14 protein-coding genes and 1 pseudogene are annotated in these 22,111 nt (G+C 57.5%); 5 read left to right on the top strand and 10 right to left on the bottom strand.

The genetic code is table 11. The features are described 5' to 3' along the window. Positions 1-147 precede the first annotated feature (147 nt). Positions 148-327: a hypothetical protein gene (locus tag NKK51_RS18300; protein WP_352554183.1), complete on the top strand. Its 180-nt coding sequence runs from the start codon at positions 148-150 to the stop codon at positions 325-327. 30 nt (positions 328-357) lie between these two features. Here NKK51_RS18300 and NKK51_RS18295 read toward each other — a convergent pair whose 3' ends face one another. The 9 genes from NKK51_RS18295 to NKK51_RS18255 form a co-directional block, all read right to left on the bottom strand. Continuing rightward, complete coding sequence (locus NKK51_RS18295) at positions 358-1,179, bottom strand: SDR family NAD(P)-dependent oxidoreductase (protein ID WP_352554182.1); 822 nt, start codon at positions 1,177-1,179, stop codon at positions 358-360. A 105-nt stretch (positions 1,180-1,284) separates the two neighbouring features. After that, a complete protein-coding gene (locus NKK51_RS18290) occupies positions 1,285-2,340 on the bottom strand; it encodes an alpha/beta fold hydrolase (RefSeq protein WP_352554181.1) in 1,056 nt (351 codons plus the stop codon). 25 nt (positions 2,341-2,365) lie between these two features. After that, positions 2,366-3,106, bottom strand: coding sequence for a hypothetical protein (locus NKK51_RS18285; RefSeq protein WP_352554180.1), 741 nt, complete (start codon positions 3,104-3,106; stop codon positions 2,366-2,368). Positions 3,107-3,156: 50 nt separating this feature from the next. Beyond that, positions 3,157-3,939 carry an alpha/beta fold hydrolase gene (locus NKK51_RS18280; RefSeq protein WP_352554179.1) on the bottom strand — a complete coding sequence of 261 codons (783 nt, stop codon included), beginning with the start codon at positions 3,937-3,939 and terminating at the stop codon, positions 3,157-3,159. A gap of 171 nt (positions 3,940-4,110) precedes the next feature. Continuing rightward, the gene (locus NKK51_RS18275) at positions 4,111-5,505 is read right to left on the bottom strand and encodes an epoxide hydrolase family protein (protein WP_352554178.1); all 1,395 of its coding nucleotides are present in this window, start codon (positions 5,503-5,505) and stop codon (positions 4,111-4,113) included. A 264-nt stretch (positions 5,506-5,769) separates the two neighbouring features. Beyond that, the gene (locus tag NKK51_RS18270; RefSeq protein ID WP_352554177.1) at positions 5,770-11,268 is read right to left on the bottom strand and encodes a trifunctional serine/threonine-protein kinase/ATP-binding protein/sensor histidine kinase; all 5,499 of its coding nucleotides are present in this window, start codon (positions 11,266-11,268) and stop codon (positions 5,770-5,772) included. Positions 11,269-11,362: 94 nt separating this feature from the next. Beyond that, complete coding sequence (locus NKK51_RS18265) at positions 11,363-11,986, bottom strand: response regulator transcription factor (protein ID WP_352554176.1); 624 nt, start codon at positions 11,984-11,986, stop codon at positions 11,363-11,365. 50 nt (positions 11,987-12,036) lie between these two features. After that, on the bottom strand, positions 12,037-12,408 hold the full coding sequence (locus NKK51_RS18260; RefSeq protein ID WP_352554175.1) for a response regulator: 372 nt from the start codon (positions 12,406-12,408) through the stop codon (positions 12,037-12,039). Then, complete coding sequence (locus tag NKK51_RS18255; RefSeq protein ID WP_352554174.1) at positions 12,405-15,368, bottom strand: PAS domain-containing protein; 2,964 nt, start codon at positions 15,366-15,368, stop codon at positions 12,405-12,407. Before NKK51_RS18255 ends, NKK51_RS18260 begins: the two co-directional genes overlap by 4 nt. Positions 15,369-15,710: 342 nt before the next feature. Here NKK51_RS18255 and NKK51_RS18250 point away from each other — a divergent pair. The 4 genes and pseudogenes from NKK51_RS18250 to NKK51_RS18235 all read left to right on the top strand — a co-directional run. Beyond that, positions 15,711-16,127: pseudogene (locus NKK51_RS18250) on the top strand (organic hydroperoxide resistance protein); the annotation flags it as partial. A 139-nt stretch (positions 16,128-16,266) separates the two neighbouring features. After that, positions 16,267-16,542 carry a hypothetical protein gene (locus tag NKK51_RS18245; RefSeq protein ID WP_352554173.1) on the top strand — a complete coding sequence of 92 codons (276 nt, stop codon included), beginning with the start codon at positions 16,267-16,269 and terminating at the stop codon, positions 16,540-16,542. Between the two features lie 404 nt (positions 16,543-16,946). Then, the gene (locus NKK51_RS18240; RefSeq protein ID WP_352554172.1) at positions 16,947-17,549 is read left to right on the top strand and encodes a recombinase family protein; all 603 of its coding nucleotides are present in this window, start codon (positions 16,947-16,949) and stop codon (positions 17,547-17,549) included. A gap of 159 nt (positions 17,550-17,708) precedes the next feature. Then, the gene (locus NKK51_RS18235) at positions 17,709-19,457 is read left to right on the top strand and encodes an adenylate/guanylate cyclase domain-containing protein (protein WP_352554171.1); all 1,749 of its coding nucleotides are present in this window, start codon (positions 17,709-17,711) and stop codon (positions 19,455-19,457) included. Positions 19,458-20,095: 638 nt separating this feature from the next. Here NKK51_RS18235 and NKK51_RS18230 read toward each other — a convergent pair. Beyond that, positions 20,096-21,862: an adenylate/guanylate cyclase domain-containing protein gene (locus tag NKK51_RS18230; RefSeq protein WP_352554170.1), complete on the bottom strand. Its 1,767-nt coding sequence runs from the start codon at positions 21,860-21,862 to the stop codon at positions 20,096-20,098. Between the last annotated feature and the right edge of the window lie 249 nt (positions 21,863-22,111).

Genomic DNA, 22,111 nt, shown 5'->3' with positions numbered 1-22,111 from the left:
CCGCGACAGCAGGGGAAAACCAACGCCCCAGCGAGTCCCGTTATCCCTGGGACGGCCCGCCGCTGCCGCGAATGGGGCAGCGGGCTTTTTTCTTATTCGGTGAGACGAAAGGTCATGCCGTAAGTTGGCTTCCCAAGGGAGGAGCCGATGAAAAAGGAAGGCGATGGGCGTGTGGTCAAAGGCAATCAGCAACTGCTTGCCCGGCGTTTGTCTGAAGAAGTCGGCATTTCAGAACCTGAGGCGCGCGCTCTGATCAAGCTTCTCGGCACGGACTGGAATTCGCTGCTTCGTATCAGCAACTGCATCTCCAGGCGGGCTTCATGTTAGGTCAGGCATCACGAGATCATGTGGGCCGGGTCACGCCACTTGTGTGTGGTTATCGGAGCTGATGCCGTAACGGGCAGCGGGAACCTTGAGCGAAAGATGAGGCATCATCGTTCTGCGAGCGCTCTCGTATGCGTCCCAGTCCGCGATATCGGGAAGCGAAGGGATGGTGATCCATTCACCTTGGTCAAAACCCGCTAGTGCAGCTTCGACCATTGCCTCGGCCCTTATCACCACTTCACCAGGAAGATCGTGCAACGACATCCCGGCCGTTTCCCAGAATTCGGTTGCCGTGGCCCCCGGAAGCACGGTTTGAACCCGGACGTTTCTTCCCCCGAGCTCTTTGTGAAGCGAAAGCCCGAGGGCGAGGACGAATGCCTTTGAGGCGCCGTAGACACCGTTCAGGATCTCGGGGGTAATGGCCAGAACGGATGCGAGGTTGATAATCGCCCCGCCACCTCTGCTCACAAGTGCCGGGGCAACAGCGTACGTCAACCGCATCAGTGCAGTAACGTTCAGGGCGATGATGTCGTCCATTCGGTCCACATCGGACGCCAGCAGTGGCTCTGTGGCGCCGATACCTGCGTTGTTCACCAGCATCGTGATCCTGGTGTCCGTTTTGAGCAGCGTTTCGATGCGGCCGAGATCATTTCGGTCATTAAGATCCGCAGGCAGGACTTCGATCGTCCTACCAGTCTGACCGATGAGGCGGTTTGCCAATTCGTCGAGACGCTCACGGCTACGAGCGACAAGGATCAGATCATAGCCTCGGCGTGCCAGCCTATCGGCGTAAATCGCGCCGATACCTGAAGACGCGCCTGTCACGACAGCTGTCCCGTTCGCAGAAATGCTCATGGTCGTTTGTCCTCTTGTTCCTTGCGCCGGCAATGGCGCCTGTTTTTGAACCCGATGCAGTCACGAGAGACTTGTCACCAACGCCTGACCAGGCCGGTCGGTCGTTCAGAAGGCGTCGACGTCGATGATCGCCTTGGCGAAGATCGTTGGGGCTTCCTGGGGCAGATTGTGTCCGATGCCGCCATTGATGGTCCGGTGCTCATATCTGCCCGGGAATTTCTTGGCGTAGGAACCAGGCTCCGGGTGCGGGGCGCCATTGGCATCACCTTCGAGGGTGATGGTGGGCACAGTGATGACCGGACCCGCGGCAAGCCGACTTTCCAGGTCGTCATGTTCCGGATCGCCGTCAGCGATGCCAAGACGCCAGCGATAGTTGTGGATTACAATGGCGACATGGTCCGGATTATCGAAGGCTGCCGCCGTGCGATTGAATGTGGCTTCGTCGAAGTCCCACCGCGGCGATGCGATTTGCCAGATCTGTTTTGCAAAATCATGCCGATATTTCTCGTATCCTGCCTGCCCACGTTCGGTGGCGAAGTAATATTGATACCACCAGGCAAGTTCAGCTTTGGGTGGCAACGGCATCCTGTTGGATTCACGGCTGCCGATCAAATAGCCGCTGACGGACACGAGTGCCTTGCAACGTTCCGGCCAGAGCGCCGCAACGATGTTGGCCGTCCGCGCTCCCCAATCACATCCCCCGAAAATCGCCGTCGAAATCTTCAGCGAATCCATCAGGGCTATGACGTCGGCGGCGAGAGCCGCTTGCTGGCCATTCCGAAGTGTCGCAGATGACAGAAAGCGCGTGGTACCATAGCCGCGAAAGTAGGGGACGATCACGCGGTAACCGGCCGACGCCAACAATGGCGCGACATCAACATAAGTGTGGATATCATACGGCCAGCCATGGAGCAGCAAGACTGCCGGACCGTCGGCAGGGCCGTCCTCGGCATAGCCGATGTTCAGCAGGCCGGCATCGACTTGCTTCAGTACGCCGAATGAAGATTTCCCCGTAGGCATTGTTCCAGACGGGGCGGCCTTGCTGCAGGCGTCTGTCGTACCCATCGAGATAAATTGCACGGCAGCTACCGTGGCTGCTGCCGTGCCGAAGAAATTTCGGCGACGGTGGTCGATTGTCTCGGACGTCCTGGTCATGTCCATTGCTCAATCCTCGCCGTTCACGCGATCATGCCCGGTCGATCGTCACATCGGTGACTTCGATGGTGATCGGCACGAATTCCTGGTTGGCAACGCCGTTGGCATCATGCAGAAGGACGCGCCTTCGTGTTGGGAACACGAAACCACCAAATCTCTTCGGGTCATACGTGTAGTGGGCAACAGGCGGGCTGCCTGTCACGTCAGGCGAGTAGTCCATCCTCCGAAGCATGAACTTCTGGTCATAGTAGAAGACCTGGTCGGCGTTGTGATTCGCGATGCTTTCCGGGAACTTGACGGCAAGCCGACGCCAGGTGTTCCGCTCATCTTCGCTCCACGGAGCTATTTCCGTCGCCTCGACGCCAGGATAGGTGAATGCGAACGGCCCCGTGAGATAGTTCCAGACAGCCGCGCTGGTAAAATAGGCCACTTGCAATGCATCCCACGGCGTGCTGGCATCGATGAAGCCTGTCGGAAACGATTTGCGCGGGTTGATACGCTGTTCCACCAACCCACCTTCGAGTGTTGTGATCGCAACACGCTCAGGGTCGAGTTCCAGCAGCGACATACGGTCTGGCCCGGTGAAAGGCGCGAACGTAATGTGCTCACGGTGGGGATCAATCGTGACTGTCTGGTCCGAATATACGTCCGGCCACCCCCTTGCTCCCCAGAAGGGGCCGCCCAGTGACATCTGTGCGGTGATCTTGGTGACTTTGGCCCAATTCTCCAATCCACCATGCGCATCGAGTACTGCCGTCAATAGCCTGTCCATGGGAATGTTCCTTTGTTGTCGTTTTTCGGATTCACATATGGCTTGGTCGGCTATTTCGCCGGGGCGCTTGCCGCCTGTTCAATCAACCGTGCCACCTCTTTCGGGTGGGAGACGAACGGAACGTGGCTGGATTTGATCTCGGCCGTGATTGCGCCCATGCGCTTGGCGTAGAACCGCTCCAGATCTGGATTGATGGCTCTGTCCTGCTTGGCGACTAGGTACCAGGACGGGATGGTCTTCCAGGCCGCCCCCGTTACGGACGAAGCGAACGCGCTACCGATGATGGGTTTCTGCGCCGCTGCCATCACGCTGGCTTCCGCCGCCCCAACGTCCTTGGCGAAAAGGTCGCGAAACTGCGCTTGGTCGATGGTGACGAAGCCCGCCGCATCGGACCTGAGTGCGTGGCCGAGGGCGGATGGATACTTCCCTGTGTGCGCGCCTATTGCCTCGCCGGCTTCAGGCGCGAAGGCCGCGATGTAGACGAGTGCCTTCACGTTTGAGTTCCCCGCCGCGGCACCGGTGATCACCGCGCCGCCATAGGAGTGACCAACGGCGACCACCGGACCCTTTTGAGCCTCGATCACTCGCTTGGTTGTCGCGACGTCCTCGGCAAGCGAGGTCAACGCGTTCTGCACAGCAATGACGGGGTAGCCGTCGCGCTGGAGGATCGGAATGATGTGCTGCCAACCCGTGCCATCGGCAAAGGCGCCATGGACGAGCACGATCGTCGGTTTCGCGGGATTGGAAGCGGCAAGGGTTTCAGCCGCCGCAACCGGCTTGCTTGGCGGGGTCCCAACAGTGCTGGCACCGGCTGGGCCGATGGCGATCAGCATTGCGAGCGAGATCTGAGCGAAGCGGATTTTGGTCACGGCAATGTTCTCCATGTGAAGGCGCGGCCATGAAGGCCAAGCCGATTGGGCTGCGATGATTGGTTCGGAATATGGCTTTTGCCGAATGGCCTCGCCTCGCGGTGGTGGCCGGCGCGCGCACTGCGCGCCGGCTTCTCACGTCAGTTGACGCAGGGACCGGAACGCTGCTCGCATTTCGGCGGAGAACAGTTCCGGTTCTTCCCATTGTGCAAAATGGCCACCCTTATCGACGACATTGAAGTAGATCAGCTTGTGATAGCTGCGCTCGGTCCAGCTTCTCGGCGCGCGGTAGATCTCGCCGGGGAAAATTGTGACCGCCGCTGGGATCGCGATGTCCACCGCGTTGAAGTTGTTCGCATTGTTCTCCCAGTAGAGTTGTGCCGAGGAGATCGCGCTGTTGGTGAGCCAGTAGAGCGTGATGTCGTCGAGCATCTCATCCTTGGTGAGCGAACGCTCAGGCTCGCCACCGCTGTAGGTCCACTGAGCGAACTTGTCGTACATCCAGGCGGCCAGGCCTGCCGGCGAATCTGACAGCCCATAGCCCACCGTTTGTGGCCGGGTGGTCATCATGCTGCCGTAGGCGCCATTCTTCGCAAAGAAGGTGTTGAGCTGGTCGTATGCTGCCTTTTCATCGGCAGCCAAACCATCCGGTGCCGGATCGCCGGCGCGCATGAATTTGGCAACTTCGGGGGGTACGGTCGCCGGCATGTTGACATGGATGCCAAGAAGACCCGCCGGTGCGTGATGGGCCATCTTATCACAGACCACAGAGCCCCAATCGCCGCCGGCGGCGACGTAATGTTTGTATCCCAGGCGCCGCATCAAAACGTCCCAGGCCAGGCCGATTCGATCGGCATCCCAGCCAGGTTCAGTCGGTTGATCCGAGAACCCGTAGCCTGGCATCGAAGGCAAAACCAGGTCGAATGCATCCTCGGCGGTCCCGCCGTGTGCGGTCGGGTCGGTGAGTGGACCGATTACCTTCAGAAGCTCCAGAATCGAGCCTGGCCAGCCGTGCGTGATGATCAGCGGCAGCGCATTCGGATGCTTGGACTTGACGTGGATGAACTGGATGCGCAGGCCGTCGATCTCGGTGAGGAACATCGGCAGGGCGTTGAGCGTCTTCTCCACCTTGCGCCAGTCGTAGTCGGTCCCCCAGTACCGCACGAGCTTCTGCAGATTGGCCAGCTGCACGCCTTGGGATTCGTCCTGCACGGTTTCCTTGGCAGGCCACCTCGTTGCCCGTACGCGCCGGCGAAGATCGACAAGTGCTTCTTCGGGGACATTGACCTGAAATGGGTAGACTGCGCCTTCTTGTGAGGCCGCTGCCGGCTGCGCCGGAAGCAGACTGAACGTGCTTGTCGCGCCCAGCGTTGCAATGGACGCCGCTGCGGACAGGGAGAGAAAACCGCGCCGGGAGGGGGATGACAATGCAATCGCAGTGCCGGTTCTCGGCAAGGATGGGTCACTGTCGCCGTGGCGACCTTCAGAATTGCTGCCGGCGCGAATACTTTGTGTATCGTGGGGGTTCATCTTATTCTCCTTCTGAGATTGTCCGTGACGTAGCCGAGAAATGAAAAGGTTTCTGCGGCTACTGCAAGGTCAATAAGGACAGAAGGGTCTCCCATATTATAGTAGACCAACGTGTCGGCGATACTTAAGCATCGGCCGGCTTGAATGTAGTCAGGCATCCTACAAATAGTCCAAGGCGGATACGCACGCCAATGGTCAGACTTCTTTGCGAGGTCGGTCCATCGGAGTTGCCTATACGGCTTGGAGTGCCAGGATCTCGCTCGCCTACACGCCCTGAGAGTGTACGTGGATCAGTTCCAACGATTGGGGAATTGAAAATGAAAATGTAGATCCAGGACCATCGTTTCCTGCCGCCCAGAGACGACCGAGATGGCTCTCGATGATGGACCGACTGACGGAAAGCCCCATGCCCATGCCGCCGTTCTTAGTGGTATAGAAAGCTTCGAAAAGTTTTTCTACGGCCAGTGGATCGAACCCCGCCCCCGTGTCCTTGACGATCAAGCGAACACAATCGGCGTCGTCCAGTTCGGTTCGGATCGTGAGCTTCCTGGGGCGATCCTCGACATGGCTCATGGCGTCTGACGCGTTCAACAACAGGTTCAGCATCACTTGTTGAAGTTGAACACGGTCTCCCATGATCGACGGCAGGTCGCGAGCGAAGTCGGTCTGCAACACCACACGGCTTCTCTGAAGCTCGGTCGACGAAAGTGCGATCACCTCTCGGGTAGCGTCGTTAAGATCCACCGACTCGGTCGTGGTGCCCTTCTTGCCAAAGAGGGCACGCAGTCGCTTGATTACATCAGCAGCGCGGTGCCCATCTCGGATCGACCGTTGCGCTGTTCGGCGAGCGCCTTCAATATTCGGCGGGTCCGAAGCAAGCATCCTAAGACAAGTTGCAGCATTCGTGACAATTCCCATCAGCGGCTGGCTAACCTCGTGCGCTATAGAGGCGGTGAGAACCCCGAGCGTCGTAATTCTTGCCACATGCGCAAGTTCGGATCGGGCTTTGCCGATGGCCTCGTCGGCCAGGTGGTTGTGTGTGACGTCGTGGATCGCCCCGATATACTCCACATGGCCATCCTTGTTGCGCGCGCCGTGAGCGACCAAATGAAGATGCTTCACCGACGCGTCTGGCATTTGAGCCCGGTACCGGTAATCAAGGTCAGTCGCAGGCCCGCGGGCGATATCGATCATTTCCTGCAGCAGCGCATGGTCTTCCGGATGTATGCGTGTTGCGATCATTTCGAGCGTGACGGTATTGCCCGGTTCGAGATCATAGATCCGAAAGGTCTGATCCGAGAACTCCACCGTGTCCAAATCCACGCGCCAGTAGAAGCTGCCCGTCGAACTTAAATGCTGCGCCTCCCTCAACCATGTTTCGCTGCGGCGCAAATTCGAATAGAGCTGCGCATTTTCCAGCCAAATCGCTGCCTGCGAGGCGAGGAAATCCAGCACCGCAACGCGATCCGACGTAAACGCTCGCGGGGTCAGGTTATTCTCCAAATAGAGTGCACCGATTACGTTCTTCTGTTTGAAGATCGGTAGGCACAGGACGGATCTGGGTCGATTGAGCGACACGTACTCATCTTCGCTGTCGAGCCCATCTGAAGACGCATCATCCAAGACCAGACGCTCGCGCGTGCGCAAAACGTAGTGGAGTGCCGAAGCTGGGAGATCAGATGGGCTGACCGAAACGCTTTGGACCTGCACATCCACGTTTCCCAGCGTCGTTGTCGCCTGCGCCTCGATTCGCGGTTCGTTGCCGTTCATGAGAACGAGCAGGCCGCGCTCCGCTCCAGCGTGCTCGACAGCCAGGCGCATTAGCTTTCCCAGTAGGGTTGGCAGAACCAGCTCAGCCGATAATGTCTGCGAAGCGTTGTCGACCGCCTCATCATCCATTTGCGCTCGCGGCGCGTCGATCATCGCAGCCGGCTCTTGCCTCATGGTGGACGAGCTTAAATTTGGATACCGCGCTTTGATCTGCCTGATCTTAGTGTGCCCACCCCAACGTTCATAGCAGGACACCGCGTTGCGGAGATAGGCGTCGGATATAGTTTCAAGCCCGCGCGCCGCGTGGAATTGCCCTGCCAGCTCGTTAGCAAGACCTTCGTTTTGAACAAACCCGTATTCGCGCGCGAGGCGGACTGCGTCTTCGTAGAGATGTTGCGCGACAACTTCCCGCCCCTCCAGCCGCGCGATTTCGGCGCCAACCAATGCCTTGCGATTGGAGAAATTCTCCTGGCAATTCTCGGCCGACAGGACGATCTGGTCGTAGTGCTTTGAGAGCGCCTCCGACAGCTTCTTGCGCTCGTCGTCGGAAGCTCCATCGATTGCAGCTGCGCAGGTGAGAGCTGAATAGAAATCGTACTCCGCCTCCTCGATGGACGACCGCATTGCCCATCGAATTCCCGCCACCTTCGCCGATGCTTCCAGCGCTGCCGCATAGTCCGCCAAAAAGAACCGCTCCTGAAGCCTGAACACCCAGTAATAGCAGACCATCATAGCCAGTTGAGGCTGCGCTTCTACGTTCTGATTCGCCCATTCCTCGTCCTCAGGGCTGCTGCCGGCGTGCGCACCGCGAAGGTTGCGGATGAGGGAGAGCTGTCCCAAGAAGCGATCTGCCGGCAGGCCCAGTTGAATTGTGCTTGCAAAAGCAAGCGCCTGATCGGCCTCGATCTGGACTTGGCTAAGTGGTAAGCCCGAAACAAGCAGATGTGTGATGAGATTTCTGGAGTTGTATGCGGCAAATGCCATGTCCCCCATTGATCTGCCGATCTCGAACGCCTGTCTCATCAGGGGTTGGCAGATGGGCAGGGGCTTGAACCACGGCATTGCGAAAGCGGCGAAGCATGAATACACACGGGCCTTGAAGCGGTCATCACTGCGTCGGTCCACAAGTTGGCAGGCAAGCTGGCCTAGGTTGTATGCCGTCGCGTAGTCCGAGAAGTGGGAGCCAAGGGTCATGTTCAATGCGGAATAGGCAACGCTGGAACTTTGGCAATGGCCATGTTCCAAACTCAGGTTTGTCATGCGCAGCAGCACGATTTCAAGCAAATAGCGATCAACAGCGTACGCGGCAGGAAACAGTTCAGTCAGCACCGCCATGATGGCGATACAGTCGGGATCGCTCATGGCTGGCAGGTCGATGAGTTCGTTCACCGGTCGGCGCGCCAGCTGGCGACGCATTTCGAGGTACTCCCGGCGAACTTCCTCTTCAGTTGGGCGCGATGACCAGTTGATGCCCTTTCGGGACAGGAATGCCAGTGCGACTTCTACCGCACTCTCGCTCCTGCCTGTGGTGAAGTAAAGGAGGACGGCGAGGCACACGACGTCGGCCTCATCCTTGAAGGCCGCTGCGTGCTGCGTCAGAACTGCAATCCGGTCCTCGGCTGCAATCAACTCACCGCCCACGATTTCGCATTCTGCCTGACCCAGTTCCAGATCAAATGTGAGCTTGTAATGGCGCTCCCAGCTGCCTTCTTCAAGCAAGCTCCGTCCCGCCGCAAAGTAGGTTTGCGCAGAGCGGTACGCGCTCGAATTTTGGGCGCGCTTCCCTGCGATCAAATGGAGTTGCGCTGCTAGATCACGTTCGGCGGTAAAAGCGATTGCAGATGAGCCCTGATGGAACTGGTTGGCGATCTCAAAGACTTTTTCCTCAAGGTCTTCTGGCGGGATTTGCGCCAGAAGCGCCCTGCCAATCCGCAGGTGGGTAGCAGCTCGTTCGGCAGGCGGAATCAAGGCATAAGCCGCTTCGTGCACGCGATCGTGCGAGAAAGCATATGTCCCATCAAAACGATGGATCAGGCCAGCCTGCACGGCCTCTGCCAAAAGCGCGTCGACTTGCTCGACCGAACGTTCCTGCACGCACGCGACCGTCAGACGATCCGCCATGTGACCAAGGCAAGCCAATTGACCCAGAGCGCGTTGTGTTCCCGCGGAATATCGGGTCAACTTGGTGGAGAGCAGCTGTCCCACATTATCTGTAATTCCCTTCGCGCGCACTCTGTCGATGTCCCACCGCCAGGATGCACCTGCGGACTGGAACGTAAGCAATCCCTCCTCGGCGAGTGCCGTCAAAAATTGCAGCGCGAAGAACGGGTTCCCGCCCGTCTTCTCAAATATCAAGCCGGCCAGCTCGCGCGTTTGTTCAACATCGGAATGCAGCGCGTCTGCGCACAATTGCGCTAGATCACCGACCTGTAATGGCCCAAGGAGTACCTCGGAAATATCTCTTGATACACTGCGGAGTGCCCCGAGTGTATGGAACAGAGGATGTGTTGGACCGACTTCGTTAGTTCGGTACGCACCGACCACGAGGATGTGGTTGGCCCGGGGATCTGTAACAAGGCCTTCCAGCAGTTCGAGCGTACCGGTATCCAGCCAATGGAGGTCATCAATGAACAACACCAACGGGTGCTCGGCCTTGGCGAAAACGCCCAGGAGGTTGCGGAAAGCCAGGTGGAATCGTGTCCTGGCAGATTTTGCATCGACCTGGGCGATCGTGGGCTGTTCGCCGATGATGAGTGCGAGCTCAGGAATCAGATCAACCATCAGCTGGCCATTCGACCCTAGGGCCGCAAGAAGGTTATCGCGCCAGCATCGCAATTCTGTATCACTCTTGATCAGCAACTGACGAAACAAGCCCTGCAAAGCTTGAGCCAGCGTCGCATAAGGAATGTTTCGTTTGTACTGGTCGGATTTCCCAGATGCGAACAAGCCGCGCCTTGGCACAAGAGATTTGTGAAGTTCGTTGACGACGGAGGACTTGCCGATACCGGCATATCCGGTGATCAACACCATTTCACAAGTGCCGCGCGTCATTACCCGATCTGAAGCGGCGAGTAGGACCCCAACCTCAGCGTCTCGCCCATACAGCCGTTCGGGCAAGAGCAAGCGATCCGAAACATCGTTCTCGCCTAGTTCGAAAACCGGCGTACTGCCGTTGCATGCCCAGGCTTCGAGGCACTTCACCAGGTCGGCCTCAACGCCGGCCGCCGTCCGGTATCGTTCCTCGGGGTCCTTCGCAAGCAGCTTCAATATGAGGTCGTCGAGGCAGAGGGGCAGACCTTTCATTCGCTGACTTGGCGGCAGAGGAATCCGGGCGATATGACAATGAATCCACTCCATTGGATCGGCGGCGGTGAATGGCAACTCGCCCGTAAACAGCTCATAAAGGGTGACCCCCAACGAATAGAGGTCGCTGCGGGAGTCCAAGGATCGATTCATTCGACCTGTCTGCTCAGGTGCCATGTAGGCAAAGGTGCCAGCGATGACCTCAGGTGGGCCAGGCATCTGCCTCTCTCTCCTCAATCGCGAAGCGATACCGAACCCGGTCAGGCGAACATGTCCCTCATTGTCAACGAAGACATTTGCCGGCTTTATGTCTTTGTGAATCAGATCGCTCTTGTGTGCTTGGCCAACAGCCCTCGCCAGATCGATCGCAATTTGGAAAGACTGGGTCAGGTTCATCTGATGTTGCTCCCGCGCCAAGATGACATTTAGAGGCTCCCCACCGCAGTCCTCCAGCACCAGCATTTGCCTCCCTTTTTGACGCGTAATGGCCAGTGGCCTCACCGCCCATGTTCGGTCGAGGTCTGCAGCCAGGGCCAGTTCGTGCGACAGCCGCTCTAGATTGCGAGCGGAGGGCTGCTGCCCGCCAAGGGAAAGCGCAAGCACGGGAGGCTTGCCGGCACAAGTGCCCCTCGAAAACACAAAGTTTCCCGTTTGGCTGACGACCTCAAACACATACCCCGAATAAGTCATCTATGGCCGCCTCGCAAAGCCTTACATAGCTCGATCTCAGAGAACCGCGGCAAACTGTACCGCTGTAGAAAGCGGGACCGGCTGGCCGTGGTCGTCACGTCTTCACCAGGCTTGTGGATCGAAGCTTGGCGTCCATGTTCACCAATTCGGCAAGCGAGCGGGCCTTCATCTTTTGCATCATCCGGCCTCTATGAGCCTTCACAGTGATTTCGCTGATCCCAAGCTGGAAACCGACCTGTTTGTTCATGAGGCCGGAGACCACCAAAGTCATAACCTCACGTTCGCGACGGCTTAGAGTAGCCTCATCAACCCGAAGAGCCTGCAATTCGGCTTCCCGGTCGATCGTTTCCCGGCTGTTCTCAATAGCTTGGCCTATCGCGTCCAACAGCGCGTCATCGCTGACGGGCTTCATGAGGAATTCAGCTGCGCCGGCCTTCATCGCCTGGACAGTCATCGGTACATCACCGTAGCCGGTTATAAAAATGATAGGCATATCAGCACGATCGGCAGTGATTCGTTTCTGCAGTTCGAGACCATTGAGGTCAGGCAAGCTGACGTCCAGTACTAAGCAATTCGGGACAGACACTCGCGGCCGCTCAAGAAACTCTTCGGCGGAGGCGAATGTTTCCGCCCGCGAGCCCGTCAGATTGATCAGGGCCTCGAGCGATTCACGCACGGAGACATCATCGTCAACTATGAACACAATCGGTTGCGACATGATTGGCCTCTATCGCTGGGTGAGCCGCATTTGCATTCCAAGAAAGCTTGTCAGGTCGCAAGAAGCGCTACGTTGAGAGCATCGAGTAATGCGGTCTGTGAAAAGGGCTTGGACAGGCAATCTACAGCGCCATCGGCAAGCGCGCGTGAACGAATCGCTTCGTTTTCATGTGCCGTCATGAAGACGATTGGAATAGATAGCCGACGGCGTTTGAGTTCCTGTTGCAGGCCAGGGCCTGTCATTCCTGGCATAACAACGTCTAGAACCAGACAATCAGTTCGGTCCATCCAATCGGACGCGAGAAATTCCTCTGCCGACGAGAACGCCTGAACCGCAAAACCAAACTCCCTGAGCAAGTCAGGCAGCGACTCGCGCACGGACTCGTCATCATCGACGACCGACACGAGTGACTTAGTTATCATCGATTGCTCCTCATAGCTTTTCCAATTCCCGCATCGGCAGAGATATGGTTGCGGCCGGAGCGGTCACTTTCTCTAGGCCGCTGCGACTTGCGAGGGATAGAAAACGCGAATGTGGCGCCCGGACCTTCATTCGAGGAGGCCCAGAGACGCCCTTGGTGACTTTCGATAATATGACGGCTGACCGACAGGCCGATCCCCATGCCACTCGTCTTGGTCGTGTAAAAGGCGTCGAAAAGTCTCTCGGCCGCGTGAGGCTCGAACCCCACTCCTGTGTCCTGCACAGTCAGGCGCACATGCTCACTTTCATCGCGATCTGTTCTGATCAGCAGTTGCCTGGGACGATCTTCAACGCCTTTCATTGCATCAGATGCGTTTAGTAAGAGGTTCAGAATAACTTGTTGAAGCTGAATGCGGTCGCCAGCTATCGGCGGAATGTCATCTCGGAATTCGGCACGGAGAGTGACGCGGTTTCTCTGGAGATCATTCGCCGACAGTGCAATCACCTCTCGCGTGGCCTCATTGAGATCCACCGACTCTGTCAGCTCGTTCTTCTTGGCAAAGAGTGCGCGCAATCGTACGATCACATCCGAAGCCCGTGTGCCGTCACGCAGTGTGCGCCGTGCCGTCTCTCGGGCCCCATCAATATTGGGGGGATTTGCAGCAAGCATGCGTAGGCACGTGCTGGCATTGGTCATGATGCCGGAGAGCGGTTGATTTACCTCGTGCGCGATTGACGCAGTCAGTGCTCCGAGTGTCGTGGCCCTGGCAACATGCGCCAGTTCTGACCGAACTTTGCCGAGCGCTTCCTCGGAGAGGCGGCGCTCAGTCACATCTTGAACTGCGCCGATGTACTCAAGCGCCCCATCGTGATCGCTGGTGCCGTGAGCTACGACGTGTAGGTACTTGACGGTCCCATCGGGCATCAATAGCCGGCACTCATACTCGAAGTCACTGCCGGCGCCCCGAACTCGCGCGATCATTTCATTGAGAAGCTCGAAGTCATCTGGGTGTATGCGAGATCCAAGCAATTCAATTGTTACCGGTACGCGGTGCTCAAACTCAAAAATTCGGTGGGCCTGCTCTGACCAAGTGATCTCGCTGGTTCCGACGCGCCACGAGAAGCTTCCCGTTAAGCTGAGTTGCTGAGCCTTGGACAAGAATGCTTCGCTCCGCTTTAGCGCGCTCTCGCTTCGCACACGTTCCACCGCAATACTTGCAATCTGGGAGAGTTGGGCAATGAGTTCGCGTTGAAATTCGTTGGGTGGCCCTGGCTCATACTGGTAGAAAGCCAGGGCACCCAAAGCTTTCTTGTCATGCGAGAGAATTGGCGACGACCAGCACGCCTTGATACCGTAGGACAGGGCAAGCGCTCGCCATCCATGTTTGTCCCACTGCAAATCGGTCGCAATATCCGACACGATCACCTGCTTCTTCTCGGAAGCCGCTAACCCGCAAGGTCCCGATGCCCTGTGGGCGGGTCTGCCATGCATGGTCTCGTTGTAGCCGGATGGAAGCGCAGGGCCGGCGCCATGCTGCCAGGTCGTTTCGTCCGGGCTGTAGAAAAGAATGCCACAATGGCATCCGGTGGCCATATCTTCGACTAGACGGCACAAAGCGTCGAGCACGACGGGAAGCGTATAGCCCCAAGCTATCATCTCGAGCAGTCGCTTTTCGTGCGCCAGGAGAGTTTCTGCCCTGTGCTGATCGTCCTCACTGTGTGTTCGTGCTACCGCGATGCTGGCGATGTGCGTCAGCTTTTGCATTAGCGACTGATGGAATGCGGTCGGCAGACCGCCATCGGGTCTATAGATCGCGAAAGTTCCGAGTGCCTCACCCGTTGCGGCGATAATCGGCGTTGACCAGCAAGACTTCAAACCGTGAGCCAGGGCAAGTGCCTGCCAGCCCGAATCATTCCATCTCGCATCAGTCGTGACATCCGAAACAATGACTTGGATCTTCTGACAAACTGCCATCCCACATGGCCCGGCCTCGGGACTGACGGTTTTGCCTTCGAGAGCCTTGCTGTATGTGGCCGGCAGTCCAGGGCCGATCGAATGCTCAACTTTCAGGCCTGCGCGATCGAGGAGCAGGACGCCGCTAACGCAACCGTTGGCCATCTTATCCAGTAGTTCGCAAAGTTCGTCCAGAACAACGGGAAGTGGGTTCCCAGATGCAACCATCTCGAGCAGGCGCTTCTCTCCCGAAAGCAGCGCCTCGGCGCACCTTCGCTCGTCAATATCAGTCTGGAGAAGATACCAAAGGACAATTCGTCCTTCAGCATCTCGCAACGGGTATCCCTGCGTATGAAACCAGCGATATTTTCCATCTGCACGACGCAGGCGCGCCTCATAGTCGTAGGGTTCGCCCGTCCGGACGCACTCCATCCACTTGACAAGAATGGCCGGCCGATCATCGGGATGAAAGGCCTTGCCTAAGGGCCGGTCTTTCAGCTTCATCTCTTCAAGCGTCACTCCGATATAGTCGAGCATGTATTGATTAGCGTGTTCGAACTGGCCGTCAGCGGACATGAGCGTAACGATCGCCGGGAGACCATCGACGATCACGCGGAAGCGGTTCTCCTCGACGCGCAGCGCGTCTTCCGCGTTCTTTCGGTCCTCGATATCGGTGTTTATTCCACACCATTTGATGACCTGGCCGTTGTCACCGACCAGCGGGCAAGCTCGGAAATGGAACCAACGGTACGCTCCATCGAAGCGCTGCATTCGAGCTTCAATGTCACCCGGTGCGCCAGAAGCCAGAATGGCTGCCCATTCGTCGGTCAGGCGTGACAGATCATCCGGATGCACCGAAACCTGCCAGCCTCGGCCACGGGCTTCGTCGGCTGGAATTCCGGTATACTCGCACCAGCGTTGGTTGACGAAGTCGGTATATCCATCCGGCAGTGCGCTCCAAACCAATCCGGGAAGAGCATCGACGACGCGGCTGAGTTCGTTCTCCATGTCGCCCTTTCGCTACGGCTGGTGAAGGCCGTCAGCACGAAGATGCGCCACTTCCACCTATGGAGTCGATGATGCTTAGGTGTTGGTTTCGATCCCATGCATCCGAACTTCGCGTCGCAGGCCGTGAAAATCTCGTGGGATATGCTGGCGGACTGAAAAGATGCAGAGCCGCCGGAGCATAGTTCGGAATGGCAAGAGGTGTGCGAGGGAGCATCCCGGGCGCTAATCCAAAAGTATCGGCGACACGTTAGTCCAATAGATGATCAACCAAATTTAACCGTAACTCGGAAGCACATTTGGCTTCGATCGCAGAAATGAAAATGTTCAACGAGGAAAATGATCATGACCCAATTAGGGAAACCAATATACACCGCCAAGACCCATACTGAAGGTGGCCGTGAACATGGTGCTGCTCGCAGCTCCGATGGTCGTCTGAATATCAAGCTTTCGACGCCCGGCGGCCCGGGCTCGGGCACCAATCCCGAGCAGTTGTTCGCGGCCGGCTGGTCGGCATGCTTCGAGGGGGCGATGGGAATTGCTGCCCATAAAATGAAGGTCGCCCTTCCTGCTGACTTGGCGATAGATGCCGAGGTAGATCTCTGCCTCGAGAACGGCGCCTATTCCCTTCAGGCTCGCCTCAATGTCAGCTTGCCCGGTTTAGAGCGTGAAATCGCCCAAGCCCTGGCTGATGCTGCTCACCAGACTTGCCCCTATTCCAAAGCTACCCGAGGGAACATCGACGTCATCATCACCGTCGTTGAGCCGCGCTCCACGAACGGTCGGGCAGCATTGCAAGGTTCGGTCGGCTCAGCTGCGGGCGACGTCCTGCCAGTCTAAACAAATCGCAGCATCAGCAGTTATCGAAGGTAACTGCATAACCCCAGAGAAGGACTAGACCATGAATATCAAAGCAATCTGCCTCGGCGCCTTTGCCGTTTGCGCTGTCGGAAGTGCGGCAGTTGCCGGCGCACTCGACGTCGCCGATAACCTCGCGCCATTCTACACCGACGCGTCGATGAAAGTCCTGAAGCCCATGCCTGAGTTCACGGCTGCGTTCATGGCCAAGCCAAAGCCCATGCGCGAAATGATCATGCGCGAATGCCAAGATGCGGCGATGAGCAAGCCTTATGCCGAGTTCTGCGCCGACGTGAATGCCCTGCGCGGAATGCAGTAGGTCGTCTCGTGCCGCACGTTTGATGACGGGCGGGCAAACTGCCAATCAAGTTAGCCCAGCTTCCGCCGGCAACAGCTTAGTGCCGGCGGTGACCGATGCCGGCCCAGAGACTCTCCGGGCCGCTCCTCCCCCAGCCTCCAGGCGAGCAGCCGGCATCGGTCAATCTTGAACGGAATGCGCTTTCAAAGCGACGCACCCAGGGCCTGAGGCGGGGGTCTGCGGGGTACACTTCTTTTCATCTTAACTCAGCTGCCTCGGTACGGCCCATGCGAGCGCCAATTTGGCCCATCAGGGTATACCCTTGCGTGGCGTAACCCGCCGGCGATACGTCAGCGTAACATCTGGGTTGACATCGACTATTTGTGACAAGGTAGCCTCAGGCCTAAACCTTGAGGTGACAGGCTATGGCTCGCATCGGTTACGCACGCGTCAGCACAATTGATCAAGATCTTGAAACCCAGCACACAAAGCTGAAGGCTGAAGGCTGCGAGATCGTCCGTGCCGAAAAGGTGTCGGGTGCAAGTCGCGACGGGCGCACCGAGTTAGCGACTGTTTTGGATTTCTTGCGGCCGGGCGATGAACTGGTGGTGACCAGGCTCGACCGGCTCGGCCGCGATACGCGCGACGTCCTAAACCTGATTTATGAATGTGAGCAGAAAGGAGCGTTTGTCACCGTCCTTGACCCACATGTCTCTACAAGAGGTGAGATGGGCCAAATTGTCTTGACCGTTCTTGGCATGGTCGCCCAAATGGAGCGCCGTTTCATCAAGGAGCGGCAGCGTGATGGTATCGAACAAGCCAAGCGCAATGGCGTCTACAAGGGTGGCCAGCAGCGCATAGATTACCACCGTGTGATCCAACTCCACGGTGACGGGGTCAAACCCACCGAAATCGCGCAAGCTGTTGGCTGTTCTCGAATGCAGGTTTACCGAATTTTGGACGGGAGAGCTAAGCTCCGAAGGGAACCGATCGACCTAGCGCAGCAACGCTCAGCGGCCATTGAATGACCAGAATGGCCGCAAGCGGAATGGCGGCTTCTGGCGTTCGAAGAACGATAGCGGACGTTCAGTCCGGCGGGCGGACGTTCTCTGGCGGCTAGTTGCGCATAGACGCGAGTGCTACGCTCACAGCAAACCGATTGAACTCTTTGCAGTCCAGGAGGCATCGTGGCGCGCTCGGAAAGAAAACTCGTGGCGGTTTTAGCAGCGGACGTAGTCGGCTACTCGCGTCTTATGGGGGCCGACGAGGCTGGGACTCTCTTACATCTAAAGACGTTGCGCGCCGAAGTGATCGATCCCAAGATTGCGCAATTCAAGGGCCGGCTGGTCGGCACGGCAGGCGACAGTCTCCTGATCGAGTTCCAGAGTGCCGTCGATGCGTTGCAATGCGCAGTCGAGACACAAAACCGGATAACGGCAAGCGATACTAACCTACCCGAAGGGCGGCGCATGACCTTCAGAATGGGTCTCAATTCAGGAGAGGTTATAGTGGATGGAACGACGATCTACGGCGACTGCGTAAACGTGGCGGCTAGGCTCGAGAAGGTCAGCAAGCCCGGGGGCGTCGTGATTGGGCGCAGTGTCTATGATCAGGTAAAGGGAAAGGTTCCCTATACGTTCGTCGACTTGGGCGAGCAGGCGATGAAGAACATTGCCGGGCCCGTGCATGCCTATCGGGTTCAAACAGAAGAGCGGGATTATCCAGAACCTTCAACGTCAATTACTTCCAACGATGACTTGCCACTCCCTTTCAAGCCGTCAGTAGCAGTGCTTCCGTTCACAAACATGTCGGCGGACCCGGAGCAGGATTATTTCTCGGATGGAATAGCCGAGGACCTCATCACCGAACTCAGTCGCAGTCAGAGTCTGTTCGTAATCGCACGCAATTCCTCGTTCGTTTTCAAGGGTCAATCCGTAAACACCACCGAGGTCGGAAGGAAGCTCGGTGTACGGTACGTCGTCGAGGGAAGCGTTCGAAAGGCGGGCGCGCGCGTCAGGATCACTGCACAGTTGATAGAAGCAGCAACTGGCAATCACGTCTGGGCCGAGCGCTACGATCGAAACCTCGAGGATCTTTTCGCCGTTCAAGATGAGGTGACAGAGAGGATCGCCTGGGCACTGGTCGGCAAGGTAGGCGCTGCTGAAATCGTTCGGACCAGGCAAACGCAAACGAGCCTCAGCGCGTACGACTCGTTCTTGCGCGGTCTCGATTCTATCCATCGATTCACTGAGAAGGACACCGTCTCTGGCGTTGAGTTCTTAAAGCGAACGCTAGGCTTGGAGCCTGATTCGTCGCGTGCGCATGCATGGCTCGCCGACGCTTACGCGACACTTTCGGTTTTCAGAGCGGACGAAGATATGAAGGTGTTGGCCATGCAGTCGGCCTTGCGGGCCATCGAACTCGGCGACGCCAGCGGACTGGCAGAGGCGGTCGTTGCCGCTCTTCATGGATGGAAGAAGGACTTCGACGTTGCCGAGACCCATTGGCAACGCGCGCTGAAGTTGGGTTCAACAAACCCGATTGTACTCGTCTGGGTCGGGTATATCTGCCTTTGGGGTGGTCAACTCGCAATGGCCCGCGAGATTGGCGAACGGCTCAGACGGCTAAGTCCACTCGAACACCGCGATGTCCACGAGCTGCTCGCATTCGTATACTATCTGCTCGGGGAATATGAGTCTTCGCTGGATTCGTTCCGCCGTTGGGACAACAACAACTATGATCGCGGATTCGCCAATCTGGCCGCGTGTTTGGGACAGCTCGGACGCACCCAGGAGGCAATAGCGGCTTGGGGTAGGTGCCTCGAGCACAAGCCTGGTTTCACCCTAGGTGACTACAAGCGCGGCTCTCCATATCGCCGGCAGGAGGACGTGGAGCACTGGCTTGAGGGTCTGCGAAAAGCAGGCATCTCAGATTAACGGATGACCGATCAACAAGCGGGGCGGTTCGTCGAAAGCGTACTGACAGTAGATTACTGACGAGTGACGTTCTTAGTGCAACCCGATCGGGTGAAGAACCGCGTCAGGTGCCTTCGACGTCAACAGCCCCTATTACTATATCCACGTTTATGCGGCCGCATGCATGGCGAAGCTCGGGCGTATCGATGACGCGCGGGCGCATGCCCGTTCGGCAAACAAAATCAAACCAGATTGGCCTAGCGTTGATTGGGGCTATCAGTACACAAAAGCAGAATAGGGAGCACGAGCGCGAACTGGCCCATCTGGCGATGGACGCTCTAGCGATGCACCTTGAGCGTCGGCCATCGCAGGTGGCCTTCACGACCGACCCCGATGAACTTCGATGGTTGGATCGACGAGTCGCTTCGCAAACGCGAGTTGCCTGTAAGGTACGATCCTCGTCGTTCGCCGTCAGGCGGCTGAAGCCGACGATGTCCGCCACCAGGATTGCCGAGGGAGCTTGCGGCGCTTCGGATTCCCGGTCCCCAAAACTCGGGGAATCACGAAGGACTAAGGAGATGCCGGGCGCCCCTATCGATTCTTTCGATGATATAGATTGATTCCGAGCTCCTTAGAAAACGGCTCCTTTTCCATACCGCCTAAATTGGCAAGCCGGCCAGACGCCAGCCATCAATAAAGGTCTGAGCAAAGCTCGGGCTCCTAAAGGGCAAGTTCGCCGCCTGCTCCCCTGCCGTCCAGTCTGGACTGCTAGCAAGAAAAAGACCGCCTTCCTCCCGTGCCTCTGGAACGCGATCGGCAAGGGCAAGCGCAGCAATTAGAGTCAATCTTGAGCCAGTCCCATATGTCTCGTCCCTGCTCAAGGTCACCACGGCTTCTTCGTAATGGCCGGAGGAAATCTGGGCCGTTCCCATCGTCCAGAAATACCAACCGGGTGGACGAGGATTCAAACGCAGCGCCTCTGTACAAGCTATCAGCGCCGCGTGCGGCTTGCCTAAGTAGACTTGAAGCTCACCCATCCATGCAACCGCATCTGCATTATTTGGATTAAGCCGAACGGCAGCATCAAATTGGATTTTTGCTTCATCCAAATTTCGATCATATAGCAGGACACAGCCCAGTATCCTGCGAGCATGGGAATCGGCCGGGTCGATCTCTACGGCTCGCTGGGCGTGCGTCAGAGCCTTTGCGCGGCTGGGTTCCTGTGGCTCTCCCCAGAACATCCAGCCAAATAAAAGTGAGATGGCAAGATTGCTGTGTGCTTCGCAGTAGTTTGGATCGATCTGAATGGCACGTTCCAAATCAGCGCACGCCTCACTGTTATCTGTTCTTGAAATGTTGCATTTGTCTCGCGACCTAACACAAAGGTCATAGGCTTCGAGACTTGACGGCCTGGAGCGAGCAGAAATATCCTTCACACCAATTTTGCCGGAAATCGCTTCAACAACGCGGCGCGTGACCTCGTCCTGAACATCGAAGATGTCTGCGATTTCGCGGTCGAAGCGCTCGGCCCACACGTGATTGCCGCCTTCTGCCGCATTGATAAGCTGCACATTGACGCGCAACCGCTTGTTGGATCGCCGGGCGCTGCCCTCGAGAACATATTTGACGCCCAAATCGCGAGCTATCTGACGAACGTCGGTGGGCTTGCCTTTATAGCCAAAGGTGGAGTTGCGGGCGATGACGAAGAAGCCGGACACATTCGACAGATCGGTGATGATATCTTCCGTCAGCCCGTCGGTGAAGAACTCCTGCTCCTGGTCGCCACTCATGTTGACAAAGGGCAAGACGGCAATCGAAGGCTTGTCGGGCAGTGCGAGCGGCTGCGAAAGCTTCTCCAGTACAAGGGGCTCAGCCGGTGCCACGGGCTTGGCCTTGGAGGGAACACCGACCTGTAGTGAATAAACACGGACCGGCTCGGTGATGTTCTTGAGTTGGACCTCACCGCGATCGTTGATCGCGATATCGAGCCTCGACTTAACCTGCCAATAGGCTTGCTCGGAAAGACAAATATTGCCAGGCTCGCAAATGCCTTCCAGGCGTGCGGCGATATTGACGCCATCGCCCATCAGGTCGCCGTCGCTCTCTTCCACGACGTCGCCCAGGTGAATGCCGATCCGGAACTCGATTCGGCGATCATCCGGCACCCCGGCATTGCGCTCAAGCATGGCGTTCTGCACTTCAATCGCGCAACGCACCGCTTCCACAACGCTGCTGAACTCGACGAGGCTCCCGTCGCCTGTGCGCTTGACGACGCGACCACGATGAACAGCGATGGTGGGATCGATGAGATCGCTGCGCAGCGCCCGCAGCCGTGCCAAGATGCGATCTTCATCTGCGCCGGCTAGCCTGCTGTAGCCGACCACATCCGAGACCAGGATCGCTGCTATTTTACGGCTCTCCCTCATGTCGTGCTCCCTCCATCCAGTCTGGCACTCCTGTCGAGCCAAAGGAAGATAGCTCCGAGCCCTTGGATTCCAGTCGTTCCAGACCAATGTTGGGCAGCCTGAGGCCTGGCCATTGGCGATGTCCGCTTTTGGGCGCAAAGCGGAGATCCGCTTAAGCCAACCTACACCTCAGCAGCCCGTTCAATCGCCGTGTCACATCAAGGTTTAGGCTCGACGCTACCTTGTCACAAAGAGTCAATGTCAACCCAG

The organism is Mesorhizobium sp. M0011 (assembly GCF_040324155.1).
Lineage (GTDB): Bacteria > Pseudomonadota > Alphaproteobacteria > Rhizobiales > Rhizobiaceae > Mesorhizobium.
This window is presented reverse-complemented; position numbering and strand designations above follow the sequence as displayed.